This window comes from Lonepinella sp. MS14436 (genome assembly GCF_042470565.1).
Lineage (GTDB): Bacteria > Pseudomonadota > Gammaproteobacteria > Enterobacterales > Pasteurellaceae > Lonepinella.
The window spans coordinates 1,524,724-1,542,782 of sequence record NZ_CP170385.1 but is presented as its reverse complement, the minus strand read 5'-3'; the positions used below and the strand labels follow the sequence as shown (position 1 = coordinate 1,542,782).

The 18,059-nt window shown below is 38.1% G+C and carries 16 protein-coding genes; 9 read left to right on the top strand and 7 right to left on the bottom strand.

Going from position 1 to position 18,059, the window contains the following annotated elements:
* Nucleotides 1-118 precede the first annotated feature (118 nt).
* The 6 genes from O1Q81_RS07510 to dksA form a co-directional block, all read right to left on the bottom strand.
* Entirely contained in the window at nt 119-427 is a 309-nt protein-coding gene (locus O1Q81_RS07510) for a helix-turn-helix domain-containing protein (RefSeq protein WP_386694103.1), read from the bottom strand.
* Nucleotides 427-801 (bottom strand): type II toxin-antitoxin system RelE/ParE family toxin, encoded by a 375-nt coding sequence (locus tag O1Q81_RS07505; protein ID WP_386696870.1) that lies wholly within the window; start codon nt 799-801, stop codon nt 427-429. The genes O1Q81_RS07510 and O1Q81_RS07505 overlap by 1 nt, the downstream gene beginning before the upstream one ends.
* 288 nt (nt 802-1,089) lie before the next feature.
* Nucleotides 1,090-3,030 (bottom strand): ABC transporter ATP-binding protein, encoded by a 1,941-nt coding sequence (locus O1Q81_RS07500; protein WP_386696868.1) that lies wholly within the window; start codon nt 3,028-3,030, stop codon nt 1,090-1,092.
* A gap of 240 nt (nt 3,031-3,270) precedes the next feature.
* Nucleotides 3,271-3,759 carry a 2-amino-4-hydroxy-6-hydroxymethyldihydropteridine diphosphokinase gene (gene folK, locus O1Q81_RS07495; protein ID WP_386696866.1) on the bottom strand — a complete coding sequence of 163 codons (489 nt, stop codon included), beginning with the start codon at nt 3,757-3,759 and terminating at the stop codon, nt 3,271-3,273.
* Nucleotides 3,760-3,762: 3 nt separating this feature from the next.
* Nucleotides 3,763-5,019, bottom strand: a complete 1,257-nt coding sequence (gene pcnB, locus O1Q81_RS07490; RefSeq protein ID WP_386696864.1) for a polynucleotide adenylyltransferase PcnB — start codon at nt 5,017-5,019, stop codon at nt 3,763-3,765.
* Nucleotides 5,020-5,295: 276 nt separating this feature from the next.
* Nucleotides 5,296-5,742 (bottom strand): RNA polymerase-binding protein DksA, encoded by a 447-nt coding sequence (gene dksA, locus O1Q81_RS07485; RefSeq protein WP_386686474.1) that lies wholly within the window; start codon nt 5,740-5,742, stop codon nt 5,296-5,298.
* Between the two features lie 288 nt (nt 5,743-6,030).
* Here dksA and O1Q81_RS07480 point away from each other — a divergent pair, with 288 nt between their 5' ends.
* From O1Q81_RS07480 to O1Q81_RS07440, 9 genes are all read left to right on the top strand, one after another.
* On the top strand, nt 6,031-8,418 hold the full coding sequence (locus O1Q81_RS07480; protein ID WP_386696862.1) for a DNA internalization-related competence protein ComEC/Rec2: 2,388 nt from the start codon (nt 6,031-6,033) through the stop codon (nt 8,416-8,418).
* A 60-nt stretch (nt 8,419-8,478) separates the two neighbouring features.
* Nucleotides 8,479-10,227 carry a lipid A ABC transporter ATP-binding protein/permease MsbA gene (msbA, locus tag O1Q81_RS07475; protein WP_386694088.1) on the top strand — a complete coding sequence of 583 codons (1,749 nt, stop codon included), beginning with the start codon at nt 8,479-8,481 and terminating at the stop codon, nt 10,225-10,227.
* 55 nt (nt 10,228-10,282) lie between these two features.
* Nucleotides 10,283-11,275, top strand: coding sequence for a tetraacyldisaccharide 4'-kinase (gene lpxK / locus O1Q81_RS07470; RefSeq protein ID WP_386696860.1), 993 nt, complete (start codon nt 10,283-10,285; stop codon nt 11,273-11,275).
* Nucleotides 11,275-12,045 (top strand): 3-deoxy-manno-octulosonate cytidylyltransferase, encoded by a 771-nt coding sequence (gene kdsB / locus O1Q81_RS07465; protein WP_386698625.1) that lies wholly within the window; start codon nt 11,275-11,277, stop codon nt 12,043-12,045. Before lpxK ends, kdsB begins: the two co-directional genes overlap by 1 nt.
* 88 nt (nt 12,046-12,133) lie before the next feature.
* Nucleotides 12,134-12,760: a YidB family protein gene (locus O1Q81_RS07460; RefSeq protein ID WP_386696858.1), complete on the top strand. Its 627-nt coding sequence runs from the start codon at nt 12,134-12,136 to the stop codon at nt 12,758-12,760.
* A 185-nt stretch (nt 12,761-12,945) separates the two neighbouring features.
* On the top strand, nt 12,946-13,749 hold the full coding sequence (locus O1Q81_RS07455; RefSeq protein ID WP_386696856.1) for a DUF4198 domain-containing protein: 804 nt from the start codon (nt 12,946-12,948) through the stop codon (nt 13,747-13,749).
* Between the two features lie 298 nt (nt 13,750-14,047).
* Nucleotides 14,048-15,874: an excinuclease ABC subunit UvrC gene (gene uvrC / locus O1Q81_RS07450; RefSeq protein ID WP_386696854.1), complete on the top strand. Its 1,827-nt coding sequence runs from the start codon at nt 14,048-14,050 to the stop codon at nt 15,872-15,874.
* Nucleotides 15,875-15,885: 11 nt separating this feature from the next.
* On the top strand, nt 15,886-16,473 hold the full coding sequence (locus tag O1Q81_RS07445) for a DNA glycosylase (RefSeq protein ID WP_386696852.1): 588 nt from the start codon (nt 15,886-15,888) through the stop codon (nt 16,471-16,473).
* A 10-nt stretch (nt 16,474-16,483) separates the two neighbouring features.
* The gene (locus O1Q81_RS07440; RefSeq protein WP_386694074.1) at nt 16,484-16,639 is read left to right on the top strand and encodes a YoaH family protein; all 156 of its coding nucleotides are present in this window, start codon (nt 16,484-16,486) and stop codon (nt 16,637-16,639) included.
* 46 nt (nt 16,640-16,685) lie between these two features.
* Here O1Q81_RS07440 and O1Q81_RS07435 read toward each other — a convergent pair whose 3' ends face one another.
* Nucleotides 16,686-18,035, bottom strand: a complete 1,350-nt coding sequence (locus O1Q81_RS07435) for a GntP family permease (protein WP_386696850.1) — start codon at nt 18,033-18,035, stop codon at nt 16,686-16,688.
* Nucleotides 18,036-18,059: the final 24 nt, after the last annotated feature.

Genomic DNA, 18,059 nt, shown 5'->3' with positions numbered 1-18,059 from the left:
TTATTGACCCGCACTGGCGTACGGGGTTAAGCATCTTGACGATGCTTCGCATTTATTATAAGCAGATGCAGAGCATCAAGACTATTTGTAACCCTGTACGCTAGTGCAGGGTAGCGTATTATAACGCAAAAGAAACAGTTTTACCCGTAGGCAATGCTACTGATAAGCTGAGTTTTCCACCCATTGCTTCCACATAACGTTTCACAGACGAAAGGCGAATATCATTACCCCGTTTTTCCATCGCCACTACGGACGGTTGGCTAATGTTGAGTTCTTTGGCAAGTTGTTGCTGGGAGAGTTCCAATTCTTCACGAATTTCAGCCAGTCTAAGCTCCATTAACATTCGTTCAGTTTCTTGTTTGATTTTTTCTTGGCGTTCAATCGGCATTTCAGCTAATATGTCTTCTAAGCGAGTAAATCCTTCCATTATTTATTCTCCAATTGTAAGTTGCTTAAATAAAGTTCATAAAGTTGTTCGGCTTTTGCTATCATGGTGGTATAAAAAAGTTTCTCATTTTTGCCTTTTTTATCGCCTCCGCAAAGAATAATCGCTCGCCTTAAGGGATCAAAAATGAAAAATAAACGAAAAACTGATAGCTTAGATTGTATGCGTAATTCTTTCATATTGGGATATTTTGATTGCCGTAACGTATCTACATAAGGACGACCTAAACGATGTCCATGCTCCATTAACATACCTATTGTAGAATATATTTTATTCGCATCATCTAGATCTAATGTTGCCAACCAATTTTTTACGTCATCTTGTACAATAACGTCCCAATTTTCCATTTTTGTCATATATAAATTCTCCATAGATTATAATTTATCATTCCCCAACAGACAAGCTGTTTGCTCGGGCAAATTAATCTATATCCATTTCAAAAAATCCAATATTTTTTACCGCAGATTTTGGAATGATGATCACAAAAATGGAGATAGGGAATGTGCTGACTAGATAGGTTTTATTTGTTGTTGTGCCTGTAGATATATTGTCCCACACTGGCGTACGGGGTTAAGCATATTGACGATGCTCCGCATCTATTATAAGAGAATGTGGAGCATTAAGACTATTTGTAACACTATATGTTAGTGCAGAGTGGCAGAACGTTTTTCTTCCAACTCTTCCCACCTTAAAAACGCCAGCTCTAATTCACTTTCTAAATCAGCCAACTGTTGCAATTTTTCAGTGGTAGTTTCGTGTGGTTGTTGGAAAAATTCAGGGTTACTTACTTCACCTTGAAGTGCGGTGATTTTTTGTTCTAATTCTTCCAGTTGTTGCGGTAATTGTTCTAGTTCACGTTGTTCTTTATAAGATAATTTTATCGTACGAGTTTTTTCTGAAATTTTGCTATTTTGCACCGCACTTTTATCTGGTTCATTTTGCGAGATAGATTTTTTAACAGGTTCATTTTCGGCTTTTTGAGCCAACACATTCGCCTGTTGCTGTTTGGCATCAAAATAACCGCCCACATATTTATTCAACACGCCATCGCCTTCAAACATATAACATTCGGTAGCGACGTTATCAATAAATTGACGGTCGTGGCTGACGATGAGTAGCGTGCCTTGATAATCAGCGAGAATTTCTTCTAATAATTCAAGTGTTTCCACATCTAAATCGTTAGTTGGTTCGTCCAGAATTAATAAATTATTCGGCTTTAATAATAATTTTGCCAACAATAAGCGATTGCGTTCACCGCCTGACAGGGCTTTGACAGGGGTCATGGCTCGTTTGGGTGGAAATAAGAAATCTTGTAAATAGCCTAACACGTGGCGTTTAATGCCGTTGACTTCAATATCTTGCTTGCCGTCTGCGACATTATCCATAACAGATTTTTCGGGATCAAGATCCACCCGATATTGGTCAAAATAGGCAATGTCTAATTTGGTGCCACAACGGATTTTTCCTGAAGTGGGTTTAAGTTGTTCGAGTAATAGTTTAATAAAAGTCGTTTTTCCACAACCATTGGCACCCACTAAAGCAATTTTATCGCCCCGCATAATATTGGTGCTGAAATTGGAGAGCAATTTTTTACCGTCAATCTCAAAATTGGCGTTTTCGAGTTCAAATACAATTTTGCCTGAACGGCTAGATTGATCCAGTTGTAATTTTGCTGTGCCAAGCTGATCTCGGCGTTGACGGCGTTCTTCTCGTAAGGCTTTTAATGCACGTACTCGTCCTTCATTACGTGTACGTCTAGCTTTAATGCCTTGCCGAATCCAGACTTCTTCTTGAGCGAGTTTTTTATCAAATAGGGCATTTTGCAATTCTTCCACGCGCAGATTTTCTTCTTTGGTGGTGAGATAAGTGTCGTAATCACCTGAATAAGACACGAGTTTTCCTCGGTCAAGATCCACTATACGTGTTGCCATTTTGCGAATAAAAGAACGGTCGTGAGAAATAAATACGATACTGCCTTTAAATTCCAGTAAAAATTCTTCTAACCATTCAATCGCATCTACATCTAAATGATTGGTGGGTTCGTCTAATAATAACACATCAGGATTGCATACCAACGCCCGAGCCAATGCAGCTTTGCGTAGCCAACCGCCCGATAAATCCGATAATTTGGTTTTAGGATTAAGCTGGAGTTTAATTAACACTTCCTTGATTTTATTATCAAATTGCCAGCCGTTATTGTGTTCTAATTTAGCTTGCACGTTGGCGAGTTGATTGAGTAGGCTTTCGCTATAATCCTGTTCTAATTGAGTAGATAAATGATGATATTCTTTCAATAAATCGGCTAAATGCCCAATTCCCTCTGCCACATAATCAAACACGTTACCACTTGCTGTGCGTGGCGGATCTTGTTCTAAACGAGAAACGACTAGATCTTGGCTTAATAGCAATTTGCCATCATCCATGACAGTATCGCCAGCCAGAATTTTGAGTAGGGTAGATTTACCAGCACCATTGCGTCCTACTAAACAAACACGCTCGTTTGGTTCAATATGTAGATCGCAATGATCAAGCAAAGGGTGATCGCTAAAAGAAAGGTAGCCGTTGGTTAAACTAATTAATGCCATAATATGTATAAATTTGAAAAAATTAGCGATATTTTAGCATTTTTATGTGTTTTTTTATAGGGGAAATCTAAAAACTGCGGTGTATTTTTTCAATATTTTAAATAAAAAAAATGCAACCAAAGTTGCATTTTCATTAGGGATGTTTAGGATTTATGAACAAAATTTTCACTTGTTTTGGAATTAAACTAAGTGAAACTACCTTAAGCATTAGGGATTGCTTAAGATGTTGGCTATTATAGCCTATTTATTTTTAATTGCAAGCTCCATTTTATGATTTTTAAATTTATTTTTTACTTCAGATATTTTTATTCCAAAAGGTAAGGTTAGCTCTGGTGAGATTTCATACAGTGGTATAATCACAAATTCTCGATTGTGCATATCATAATGAGGAATTGTTAAGCGTTCCGAGTGAATAACCAGTTGATCATAAAGCAATATATCCAAATCCAAGGTTCGCTCACCCCAATGACGTAAACGTATTCGACCTTGCTCATGTTCAATTTGTTGTAAGGCATCTAGTAAGGTTAATGGTGCTAGTTCCGTTTCAATTTTGGTGACAGCATTAACATAGTCTGGTTGATCCTGTGGACCAAGTGGTTTACTACGATAAAATGAACTTACTGCCAAGACCTGTGTCGTTGGTAAATTTATTATAGCTTCAACTGCAGAGTTTAGTTGTTCCACGGGTTGATTTAAATTACTACCTAATGCAATATAAGCGACTGACATTTTTTAAGCCTGTTTAGGAGAACGTTTGCGATAATAACGTTTTTTGGGTTTTGGTGTGTTTTTATTTTGCTCTCTTATTAAAGAAGCTCGCTGTTCAGCATTGCTAAATTGATATTCATGCCACCATTTGGCTAACTCAATGCTTTCGCCTCCCTCAATTTCAGCACGTATCGCTAATAAATCGTAGCCTGCACGAAATTTTGGATGTTGCATGGTACGTTCTGGGAATTTGCCTGAGCGTTTAGTCAGTTGTAATTGTAATAACCAAATTTCACGAATAACACCTGTATTGCGACGTGGTACAGCAAGAGAGCTACATAATAAATCCATAATCTCATTGCTGGCTAAAGCATAAGCATCATGATTATTTAAGCCGCCCTCATTTTTCAGAATATCCACTTTTTCACGCAATGGATACCAAAAAAATGTCGCAAATAAGAAAGCGGGATTGATACGTAAATTATCTGCAATACGTTCGTCTGTAGCTTTAAGTGAATGGATAATCATGCGTTCAGCTAAACTATCGCCTTTTTCGGTAAAATAGGGGATAAGTGCGGGAAAAAGTTGTTCAAATAAGCCATATTGACGCAATAAATGGTAAGTCTTTTCGCCATAACCTGTTTGTAATAATTTTAAACTTTCATCAAATAAACGAGCTGGCGGAATGTTTTTTAGCAAAGGGGCTAATTTTGCAATTGGTGTTTCGCTGGCTTCATCTAAAAACATATCTAATTTTGCCATGAAACGAATAGCACGTAACATTCGCACTGGATCTTCTTGATAACGAGTGACAGGCTCACCGATTAACTGGAGTTTACCCGCTTTGATATCTTCAATACCATGATAGAAATCATAAATAGCATTATCCTTTGGGCTGTAATAAAGGGCATTTACGCTAAAATCACGGCGTTCGGCATCTTGTTCTAATGTACCATAAACATTATCACGTAAGAGCATACCAGCATCATTTTGTTTGGCTTGCTGATCTGAGTGGTTAACTTTGTGGCTCGCTCGAAATGTAGCCACTTCAATAATATCTCGTCCAAACATAATATGAGCTAAACGGAAACGTCGTCCCACCAAACGACAACGACGTAGAAAAATGGCTTGTACTTGCTCGGGGCGAGCATTGGTTGCGACATCAAAATCTTTTGGTTGTTTGCCCAATAACATATCACGCAAACAACCGCCGACAATATAGGCTTCATAGCCATGACGGTTGAGTTTTTCTACTACATTCAAAGCATTTCTACTAAACATGCGAGCATTAATTGAAACCTGACTTGCCTGCTTAATAGTATATTTCTTATTAGACCGAACTGGTTTGACTGTTGTTGTCGATTTTGTTGAATGAGCAACTATTTTAGGTCGTGCTTGCTCAAATTTATTTGATTTAACCTGTTTCGAATGCTTACCAAACAGGTTTTTTATATACGTTAAAATAATAAACTCCGAAAATAAAACTTTTTAAATAAAACTAACTGATATATAAAATTTTTCTGATTTTTTATTTCATCTTTAATGATTTAACTTGGATTAAAATCCCATTTGTTTTTCACGAACTTCTGCTAAGGTTTTGCAATCAATACAAAGATCAGCAGTTGGGCGAGCTTCTAAACGACGAATACCAATTTCTACGCCACAAGAATTACAATAGCCGAAATCTCCAGTGTCTAATTTTTTTAAAGTACTTTCAATTTTTTTCATTAGTTTGCGTTCACGATCTCTTGCTCGCAATTCTAAGCTGAATTCTTCTTCTTGTGTTGCTCGATCTGCAGGATCTGGGAAGTTAGAGGCTTCATCTCGCATATGACTTACAGTGCGACTTGCTTCATTGACAATTTGATCGTACCACGTTTGTAAAATTTTACGAAAATGAGCGATTTGTTTTTCGTTCATATATTCTTCATTTTTTTGTTCTTGATATGGTGACACACCTGCTAATGCTAAAATGCTTAAAGATGCTTTATTTGTGTTGGTCATATTGTTCTCCAATCAATAGTTTTTTGTTTGAGCAAATCATCTCTAGTGACTGACGCTAAACATTGATTATTTCCTAAAAAATATCAGGGGTAATTTTGAAAGGTGTTATAAATATCAGAAGTTGTTAAAATAAGCAAATAATATTGTCTAAATATTGCAGAATTTACATTCTCTTTACGTAATTTTGTGATCTCTGTTCCAAATATAAAATAAATAATTTACATCTTTTCTCTTTTGACACTAGGCTGTTGCGATATTTTGCGGTATTTAGGATAAGTGCGGTATAAAATGCAGAGAATATTGGGATTAATCCGTCAATTAGATATAGATGAAGTTGCTTTTTGTGCGATTTTATCTGTGTTGTCTTTGTATTTTCTACCTGAAAGATTTTTATTCTGTTGGCAACTTTGTTTACTTTTATTTTCCCTTTTGCTCATTTTGCGACTGGTGATCAAAAAAACACAATTTATTATAAAATGGATTAACAGCATATTGATTCTATTAGTATTTATTGGTTATGCTCATTTCATTGCTCTGAATTCCTTACAACAAGCCCAAATTTTCCCACAAAAAATTCAAACCACTTTTCGTATTGTGGAAATTCATCATCAGGGAGATTATCAATCTTTGGTATTGCAAACTGAACAACCCAACAGACGAATTTATGCAACTTGGAAAGTGGCTCAATCTCCCAAATTAGGTGAATTGTGGCAAGGCGAATTACAACTTAGACCAATTTCATCTCGCCTAAATATCAGTGGCTTTGATCGACAAATATGGTATTTTGCCAAAGATATTCAAGCATGGGGAACGGTAAAAAGTGCGGTGAAAATTGCACAAGATTTTTCTTGGCGAGAACAGTGTTTGGCGGACAGTTTGATGCAAACGCAAGGATTAACACAGCAAGGATTATTATTAGCCTTAGGGTTTGGTGAACGGGCTTGGTTAAATCCCGATACGTGGAAAATTTATCAGCAAACTAATACTGCTCATCTCATTGCTATTTCGGGGTTGCATATTGGTTTGGCGATGGCTCTTGGTTTTTGTTTCGGGCGAGTGGTGCAATATATGTTACCCACTCCAAAAATTACCCCGATTTTTCCTTTATGTTGTGGTGTTGTATCAGCCTTATTTTATGCTAACTTAGCGGGGTTCGCTATTCCTACATTGCGAGCTAGTATAGCATTATTGATTTTGATCTTATTGCATTTTTATCGAGCTTATTGTACCGCTTGGCAACTGTATTTTCGTGTTGTTGCATTATTATTACTCTACGATCCATTGATGATTTTATCCACCAGTTTCTGGTTATCAATCGGTGCGGTGGGTTGTTTAATTTTGTGGTATCAACTTTTTCCATTGCATTTACTTAGATGGCGAGGTTTACCGTTATCTCCCAAAGTGCGGTGGATTTTGGCATTGTTTCATTTGCAACTGGGGTTATTTTGCTTATTTACCCCAATTCAATTAGCCTTTTTCAATGGTTTTTCCTTGCAAGGTTTTTGGGCGAATTTATTGATCGTCCCCTTATACAGTTTTTTGCTTGTGCCAGTCGTTTTATTTGCAGTGTTTAGCAATGGTAGTTTGTATAGTTGGCGACTGGCGGATTTCGTTGCCGATAAGATTACGGATTTATTATCTTTGTTTCAACAGGGTTGGTTAAGTTTATCTTATTTGCAGAGTGCTTATTTTAATATCCTACTAGCTTTTTTAATATGGGGAATGTTGTATAAAATCTATACTTCGAATAGGAAAAATGTAAGTTATCACAAAAAACCACGTTGTTTTTCCTTAAAATCCGATCGTAGTTTATCACCAATACTTTATGCTCGAGTACAAAAAGGCATCTTATTGTTCATATTGGCAAATGGACTACAACCTTTATGGCATTATTTTTATCAATCTGACTGGCAAATAGATACCCTTGATGTCGGACAAGGATTAGCCACCTTAATCATGAAAAATCAACGGGGGATTTTGTACGATACTGGGGCAAGCTGGCAAGGGGGAAGTATGGCTGAACTGGAAATTATTCCGTATTTACAACGACAAGGCATTACTTTAGATTATCTGATTATTAGTCATGATGATAACGATCATGCGGGCGGTGCAAGAGCAATATTACAAGCATTTCCACAAGCAATGTTGGTAAGCCCTTCACAAAAAAACTATAGCGAAAAACACCGCACTTTTTGCCAAGCAGAAAAACAATGGCTGTGGCAAGGCATACAAATTAAAGTGTTATCGCCAAAGCAAATTGTGGAAAAGGCGGACAATTTTCATTCTTGTGTATTATGGTTGGAAAAAGATAAACATAGCTTGTTGTTAACAGGGGATGCGGATATTGCCACTGAACGACAAATTTTACCTTTACTAAATAAAGTAGAAGTGTTGCAAGTTGGGCATCATGGTAGTAAGACCTCTACAGGGCAGGGATTGGTTAATAAGCTGCAACCTGATATTGCGTTAATTTCCAGTGGTCGTTGGAATCCGTGGCACTTTCCAAATAGATCTGTTATGAAACGTTTACAGCAGGCTCAAAGTGCGGTGTATAACACGGCAATTTCAGGGCAAATTTCGGTGCGATTTTATGCAGAACAAACAAAAGTTGTAACCGCCAGAAATGCTTTTAGTCCTTGGTATCAACAGATTATTGATGTTCAATATAGTGATTAAGTTGGATAATCATTAAAAAGATTGTACAATGCCAACAATTTTTTAAATGAAGAAGTGATTATGAAAGAAAAAGATATCTCGGTATTTAAAACCTTTAAACGGCTATGGCCGACAATTAGTGTATTTAAAGCAGGGTTAATCGCTGCCGCTGTAGCATTAATATTAAATGCGTTGGTGGATTCAGGTTTAATTTATTTACTCAAACCATTGCTAGATCAAGGTTTTGGTCAAGCAGATCATTATTTTCTTAAATTAATGGCAGCTTTAGTGGTGGTCTTTGTTCTCTTTCGTGGTGTTACCAACTATATCGCAAGTTATTGTCTAGCATGGGTATCGGGCAAAGTGGTTATGACTTTACGCCGTCGTTTATTTAAACATTTGATGTTTATGCCAGTCAGCTATTTCGATCAAAATCCAACAGGGCGTTTACTTTCTCGGGTAACTTATGACAGTGAAATGGTGGCGAGTTCTTCTTCTAGTGCTTTAGTGACGATTGTGCGTGAGGGAACTTATCTCATTTCGCTCTTTGTGGTGATGATTTATACCAGTTGGCAACTGTCTATTGTACTGTTTATTGTCGCTCCGATTATTGGTGTGTTAATCGGTATCGTGTCAAAAATCTTCCGTCAATTAAGTCGTAATATTCAAGATAGTATGGGAGCATTGAGTATCACCACTGAACAAATGCTGAAAGGGCATAAAGTGGTATTGTCATTTGGTGGACAAAAAATAGAAGAACAACGCTTTAATGAAGTCAGTAATGATATGCGACGTAAAGGCATGAAAATCGTTTCTGCGGACGGTATTTCAGATGGTGTTGTACAGCTTATTGCCTCTTTAGCTCTTTCGGCAGTGCTTTATGTCGCAACATTCCCTGAAGTAATGAGTGAAAATTTAACCGCAGGATCTTTTACTGTGGTATTTTCTTCTATGATGGCAATGATGCGTCCATTGAAATCCTTAACTAACGTCAATTCACAGTTCCAGCGAGGTATGGCAGCTTGTCAAACCCTGTTTGAATTTTTAGATTTAGATACAGAAAAAGATAACGGGACTTATGAAATAGAGCGAGCCAAAGGTGATGTACAGTTTAAAAATGTGAGCTTTGCTTATCAAGGCAAAGAAGAGCTTGCTTTAAATAATATTTCCTTAACGATACCAGCAGGTAAAACGGTTGCTTTGGTAGGGCGTTCAGGTTCAGGCAAATCGACTATTGCAAACTTATTAACTCGTTTTTACGATATTGAACAAGGTGAAATTTTGTTAGATGGCGTAAATATTCAAGATTATCGTTTAGCTAATTTACGTCAACAATGTTCTGTGGTGTCTCAACAGGTACATTTATTTAATGATACGGTTGCCAATAATATTGCTTACGCTGCTACGGATAAATATAGTCGAGAACAAATTATTCAAGCTGCCAAAGCCGCTCATGCTATGGAATTTATTGAAAAGTTACAGAATGGTTTAGATACCGTAATTGGTGAGAATGGAGCGAGTTTGTCAGGTGGTCAACGTCAACGTTTAGCGATTGCTAGAGCTTTGCTACGTAATTCGCCAGTATTAATTTTAGATGAAGCTACTTCTGCATTGGATACTGAATCCGAGCGAGCAATTCAATCCGCATTGGAAACATTACAAAAAGATCGTACCGTTTTAGTGATCGCACATCGTCTATCAACTATTGAAAAAGCTGATGAAATTATTGTCATTGAACATGGTGAAGTCAAAGAACGAGGCAGTCATGCCGAGCTTTTAGCTCAGGGTGGGGCTTATAACCAATTACATTCTATGCAGTTTTCCCATTAAATTTCAATTTGGGCGTTGCTCTGAACGCCCTCAATTTCAACAATAAGGATTAACAATGAATTTCTGGTACTCAAACACAAAAATAGCCTATTTATTGTTACCTTTGTCATGGCTTTTTGGCTTAATCAGTAGCTTTCGCCGTTTTTTGTTTAAATCTAAGATTTTAAAGTCTTACCGTTCACCCGTACCAGTTATTATCGTTGGGAATTTATCCGTTGGCGGAAATGGCAAAACCCCAGTGACTATTTGGCTGATAGAACAATTACAACAACGAGGTATAAACTGCGGTGTAATTTCTCGTGGTTATGGAAGTCAATCCGATTATTATCCCCGATTAGTGAATGTGAATGACGATCCCATTCAATCAGGCGATGAACCTTTGCTTATTGTTAAACGTACAGGCGTGCCTGTGTGTATTTCGGCTAATCGTCAACAAGCCATTGAATTGTTATTAAAACAACATCAATGTGATCTGATTATCAGTGATGACGGCTTGCAACATTATAAATTACAGCGAGATATTGAAATTGTGGTAATGGATGCAGAGCGAGCATTAGGCAATGGGTTTTTATTACCAGCAGGACCATTACGTGAAAAAGAGAGCCGATTAAACAGTGTAGATTTTATTATTAGCAATGGTGCAGAAAATGCTTATGCAGATGCTGTGATGAAACTGGTTCCCCATTATGCGATTAATTTAGTGACAACAGAAAAGCGATTATTGGGTGAAATAAAACAAGCTCAGGCAATGGCTGGTATTGGCAATCCGCAACGTTTCTTTACAATGTTACAGGGTTTAAATATTCAGCTAACGAAAACACAAGCCTTTGCTGATCATCAAATGTATAACGCAGAATTATTTAGCCAATTTGATAACAATCAACCTTTATTAATGACCGAAAAAGATGCAGTGAAGTGCAGTGCATTTGCACTGCAAAATTGGTGGTATGTACCTGTCGAAGCAGAAATGACCGCAGTGGCAAAATCTCCCCAAAAAATCACCGCACTTTTAGATAAAATTATTAGCTTAACAAAGGATCGAAAATGATAAATTTTAGTGTAATTATTCCAGCCCGTTTTGCTTCAAGCCGTTTACCTGGTAAACCTCTTGCCGATATTGCAGGCAAGCCGATGATTCAACATGTATGGGAAAAAGCCCAACAATCAGGTGCAAGCCGTGTAATTGTAGCAACTGACAATGAGCAAGTGGCTCAAGCTGTGGTTCATTTTGGTGGTGAAGTTTGTATGACCTCCGAAAAACATAATTCGGGTACAGAACGCCTTGCCGAAGTGGTAGAAAAATTAAGTTTGCCTGATAATGAAATTATTGTGAATATTCAAGGCGATGAACCGTTAATTCCACCTGTTATTGTGCAACAGGTGGCAGAAAATTTGCAGAAATATCAGGTAAATATGGCAAGCCTTGCCGTCAATATTGATGACCCCGAAGAATTATTTAATCCGAATGCAGTGAAAGTATTAACCGATAAAGACGGTTACGTTTTATATTTCTCTCGTGCGGTGATTCCTTGGGATCGTGATCAATTTGCTCTTTTACAAAAAGGTGAGCTAACTCAAGCCGAATTAAAATTACAACCTCATTACTTGCGACATATCGGTATTTATGCCTACCGAGCAGGTTTTATCAAACAATATGTACAATGGCAATCAACAGCATTAGAACAAATAGAAAGCCTAGAACAGTTACGTGTGCTATGGAACGGCGAACGGATTCACGTTGAACGGGCAAAAGAAGTTCCTGCGGTAGGGGTGGATACGCCAGAAGATTTGGAAAAAGTGCGGTTAATTTTAGGATAGTTTTTTAAGGGGAAATAGCGAATTTTCTCTCTATTATATCGTTAGTATGTAATGTATTTTATCTGTTATTTTTAATTAAGAGGGTTTTATGTTAGACAAAATTATAGGTTCTGTATTAAGCAATGTATTAGGTGGTAGTTCAAATAGTGCTACTTCATCATCAGTGATTACCGATGTTCTTGGTGGGTTATTAAAACAACAGGGCGGAATGGAGGGGATTTTTAATCAGTTACAACAAGGCGGTTTGGAGGATTTACTCAATTCGTGGATTGGTACGGGTAAAAATGAACCTTTAAATGCTGAACAGGTTAATGAGGTTTTTGGTGATGAAACCATTAACCAAGTGGCAGAACAAGCTGGTGTAGATAAATCGCAAGCTCAAGATATTCTCTCACAGGCTTTACCACAAGTGATTGATATATTGACTCCGAAAGGTCGTGAGGGCGGGGTTTCAACAGATACTTTGGCACGGCAAGCAGAAGTGGCTCAACAGCAAGATAATGGCTTTGGTTTAGATGATCTTATCGGTGGGCTGGGCAGTATGTTAGGCGGTAAACAATCATCCAATACACAATCTTCATCACAAGGTGGATTAGGTGATTTGCTTGGTCAACTGTTAAATCAACCAACCCAAACCAGCCAAACTAAAGAACCGAGTGTAAATAGTGAATTGGCTCGTGATATTGGTTCGGTCTTGAATAATTTTTTTAAATAAGTCATTACCTCTCACTAAATAAGGGCGAAAGCCCTTTTTTTGTATCATAAATTAATAATCCCAATTATTCATCGTCATTTCTCTTTCATATCGCTTTACAAGTGAATTTAAATCTATTAACATGGCTACTTATTTTTTATAGAAAAATAAGTAGATTCAAAATTAATTAGACAAGTAGGTATCTTATGAAAAAAGCACTTCTCGCAACGTTATTATGCTCTTTAGCTGTTTCTGCTCAGGCTCACCGTGTTTGGGTGGTAACGGATCACACACATGGTGATGAAATTTTAAAAGCAGATTTGGGGTATGGTGAATTTCCCACATTAGAACAAATTCCTGAAAAACGTTTGCATTTCTTCGATCGTGGTATGACTTTGTTTACGCAACAAGGCAAACAAAAATTAGTGCAAAAGGGCGATAAAAATTACCATTTTGAAACAGAAAAGCCTGTGCAAGAGGGGAGCTATATTGTCGCAGCGGAATATAAACCGACCTTTTGGTCGAAAAATGCAGAGGGCTGGAAACAAGCTGATATGAAAGAAACTGCTAATGCAACCTATTGTGAACTGACTTCAATGTATGGTAAAAATATTGTCAATGTGGGACATGAAAGTGCAGGCATTGATGTGATTACTAAGCAAGTTGGTCATGAACTGGAAATTGTGCCGATGGATAATCCAGCTAATATTAATGTGAGTGATTTATTTAAAGTCAAGGTACTTTATCGTGGTGAACCGTTACCAAATGTAACCTTAACAGCGACCTTTGATGGTTTTGACACGGCAGATAATAGCAAAACCCACAAAGTGGAAGCTCAAGCCTTTTCTGATGTTACTGCTGAAGATGGTTCGGTAAATATTATTCCATTACGTCAAGGTTTTTGGAAAGCTCAAGTCACTTATGAAGTACAGTTTAAAGATCCAACCCAATGCCAAGTGGCAAAACATTACGCCACATTAACTTTTAATATTGGTAAACAATATCATTAGTTGCAATCTGTTGGGTGATTTGGCATAATAAAAAGGAACAATTTCTTCGACAAAATTGTTCCTTTGAGTTAAATGAGATGAATGCTACATCATGCCAGTGGTATCACCCTTGAGCGATACACAAAGCAGCACAATAATCAACCATTTAACTATAATTAATATAGTTTTTAGTTTCATATTTTTATCCTTATTGGTAAAAAAACTAAACAATAAAGATCTGCTTGCAACCCGTCAGGGGCAAACTGGCGGATTGCGATGCAGATCCACCTACTTTTGATGTTTATCAACAGCCCCTATTATGTTCGATCACAAATCTTTTCTCAAAAACGTTACTCACAGTCCCGGTGTTTATCGTATGTTCGATAACACTGATACGGTGATTTATGTGGGAAAAGCTAAGGATTTGAAAAAACGCCTTGCTAGCTATTTTCGTGCAAATTTATCCAGTAAAAAGACCGAGGCATTAGTTGCAGCCATTTATCGTATTGAAACCACGATTACCAGTTCTGAAACCGAAGCCCTGTTGCTGGAACATAATTACATCAAAACCTATCAACCACGTTATAACGTGTTGTTGCGTGATGATAAATCCTATCCTTATATTTTGCTGACCAAAGAACGCCACCCAAGATTGACCGCCTATCGTGGTTCAAAAAAAATTGCAGGGGAATATTTTGGACCTTATCCTCACGCAGGAGCAGTGCGTGAAACCTTGTCTTTGTTACAAAAATTATTCCCTGTGCGGCAATGTGAGAATTCTGTATATAACAACCGTTCTCGTCCTTGTTTACAATACCAAATCGGGCGTTGTGCTGCTCCTTGTGTGAATGGATTGGTGACAGACGAAGAATATAATGCACAAGTGGAATATGCACGTTTGTTTTTGCAAGGCAAAGATAGCCAAGTGCTAGAGCATTTAATCGGTAAAATGGAAAAGGCAAGTGCTACGTTGGATTTTGAAAATGCCGCTCGTTATCGGGATCAAATTCAAGCGGTGCGATCCATTATTGAAAAACAGTTTGTCAGCCAAGATCGCCTAGACGATATGGACATTATTGCCATTGCTTACCAGTTGGGCGTAGCGTGCGTACAGGTGTTGTTTATTCGGCAGGGTAAGGTTCTCGGCAATCGTAGTTATTTCCCCAAAGTACCTGCCAATACGGATTTGAGCGAGTTGACCGCAACTTTTGTAGGACAATTTTATTTGCAAGTTCACCAAGGGCGAACCGTGCCGAATAGCATTGTAGTAGATCATAAATTAGACGAAAAATCTGAATTGGAAACCTTGCTTAGTGAGCAAGCGGGTCGCAAAGTCGTTATTCAAGATGCGGTAAAAGGCAACAAAAGCAAATATTTACAGCTCGCCCAAATGAACGCCAAAGCAGCGTTGAGCCTGAAATTAAAAGAAGCCAGTTTAATGAGCGAACGTTATCAAGCCTTGCAACATCTGATCGGTATTGAAAAAATTCAGCGTATGGAATGTTTTGACATCAGCCATACTCAAGGCAAGCAAACCGTGGCATCTTGCGTGGTGTTTAACGAAAATGGGGCATTAAAATCCGATTATCGCCGTTTTAATATTGAGGGTATTACAGGCGGCGATGACTATGCAGCCATGGAACAAGCCCTGAAAAAACGCTATGATCGAGAGCTAGAAACCGACAAAATCCCTGATGTGATTTTTATTGACGGCGGCAAAGGGCAATTAAATCGGGCGTTGCAGGTGTTTGAAAATTTACAAGTAAAATGGGACAAAAACGCACCGCACTTAATCGGCGTGGCAAAAGGCGTGGATCGCCGAGCAGGGCAAGAAACCCTGATTTTAAGCAAGTTCGGTAAAGAAATTCATCTCGATCCTGATGATTTGGCGTTGCATTTAATTCAACAAATCCGCGATGAAAGCCACCATCACGCCATCACAGGACACCGCAAAAAACGTCAAAAAGCCTTTACCCAAAGTGGCTTAGAAACTATTGCAGGCGTAGGAGCAAAACGCCGCCAAGCCTTGTTAAAATATCTCGGCGGTATGCAAGGGGTGAAAAAAGCAACCTTAGATGAAATTGCCAGCGTCCCAGGGATCTCCAAAGCGTTGGCGGAAGTGATTTTTGAAACCTTAAAAAGCTAGAGTAACCATTTATGCAACCGATCATTGAAATCCACCCATTTCCCCCCGTGTTATCGCCACAAGCGAAAGTAATGATGATGGGGACATTCCCTCCAACCGCTGAAAAGCGTTGTATGGAATTTCATTACCCGAATTTTCAAAATGATATGTGGCGAATTTATGGTTTAGTGTTTTTTAACGATAAAACCTATTTTCAAGTAGAAAATGAAAAACGTTTTGATCCTGAACGCATTAAATCATTTTTAATTGAACGAAATATTGCAGCTTGTCCAACAGTACGAAAAGCAATTCGTGAACAGGGTAACGCCTCGGATAAATTTCTGAAAATTATTGAACCCGTCAATTTATCTGATGTACTTAAACAGTTACCAAACTGCCAATGGATTTTTACCACGGGTGGAAAAGCGACAGAAATATTATGTAATTTACTGCCAGATAAATTAAAAGAACCAAAAACCAATGAATTTATTGATTTCCTATTTGAGGGTAGAGAACTTAAATTATATCGCTTACCATCAACTTCAAGGGCTTATCCATTAAGCCTTGAGAAGAAAGCAGAATCATACCGAAATTTTTTCAAATTAGCGGGTGTTTTATAAGGAAAACAAAATGTTAGATAACACATTATTAGGCTTAACCCATGAACAGCAACAACAAGCCGTGGAGCAAATCCAAAAGTTAATGGAGCAAGGGATTCCAGTGGGGCAGGCGATTAAAATGGTGGCGGAGCAGTTGCGTAAAGAATTTGATAGAGATGAAAAGTAAAAACTGCGGTATTTTCTACCGCAGTTTTTTCATCTAAATCAATAAATTAAAGAATAATACTACCAACCACAGACAACCCAAATCCTACCAAGCCAATTAAGGTTTCTAGTGCAGTCCACGTTTTAAACATTGTTTTGGTATCAATTTCAAGGAAGCGGCTGATGAGCCAGAAACCACTGTCGTTGACGTGAGAAAGTACCGTTGCACCAGATGCAATGGAAATTACGATAAAACATAAATCAAATTCGCTTAATCCTGTGGTGACGGCGACTGTTGGGGCGATTAATGCTGATGTAGTAGTAATTGCTACTGTCGCTGAACCTTGAGCTACACGCAAGGCAGTGGAAATTAAGAATGCGGCGACAATCACAGGCATACCCGTATCGGAGAGCATATTCGATAATACATCACCGATACCACTTGCACGCAATACACCACCAAACATTCCGCCAGCACCCGTCACTAACACAATAGCACAAATTGGACCTAAGGCGTTGTCGCAAATTTTTTCAATTTGTTCCACACTACGTTGTTCTTTCAATAAAATGATGGTAACTAATAATGTAATGAGTAAGGCGACAGGCGTTTTACCGAGTAACCGTAGGCTTTCCACCCAAAGTGCAGAACCGTCAATTAATTTCATGACAGCGAATGTATTTAGCACGGTATCCAACATAATTAAGCAAAGTGGGAGTAACAAAATAAACATAACTTTGCGGAAACTTGGTGGATTTAATACCGCAGTTTCATTGATTGGTGCTGCATTTAGAAAGGATTTTGGTAACGGCAATTGGAGTTTTCGTCCCAAGAATGTACTGTATAAATAAGCTGCAAAATACCAAGTCGGTAGGGCGATGACAATACCAATTAAGGTGAGCAAACCGATATTTGCCCCTAATAAATCCCCTGATGCCACAGGACCAGGATGTGGAGGTAAGAAAGCGTGTGTTACCGCAAATGCTCCCGCTGCAGGGAACGCATAACGAAATAATGAACCGCCAAATTGTTTTGCTACGCTAAAGATAATTGGCAACATCACCACTAAACCAGCATCAAAGAAGATTGGGAAGCCGAATAGTAACGATGCTACACCTAACGCAAATGGGGCTTTTTCTTCACCAAATTTATTGATTAATGTGTCAGCAAGCACTTTGGCACCACCTGTAATTTCAAGCAAACGCCCAATCATTGCCCCTAAACCCACTAACAATGCTACGCTGGCAAGCGTTCCACCAAAGCCGTTTAACATTGTGGGGAGAATTTTATTGATAGGTATATCCGTGACCGAAGCGGTCAACAAACTGACTAGAACTAATGCCACAAAAGCATGAACTCTGAACTTGATGATAAGTACAAGTAACAGAGTAATTGATGCAATAAGGGTTAAAATTAACATTGTGTTCTCCTTATGATGATATTG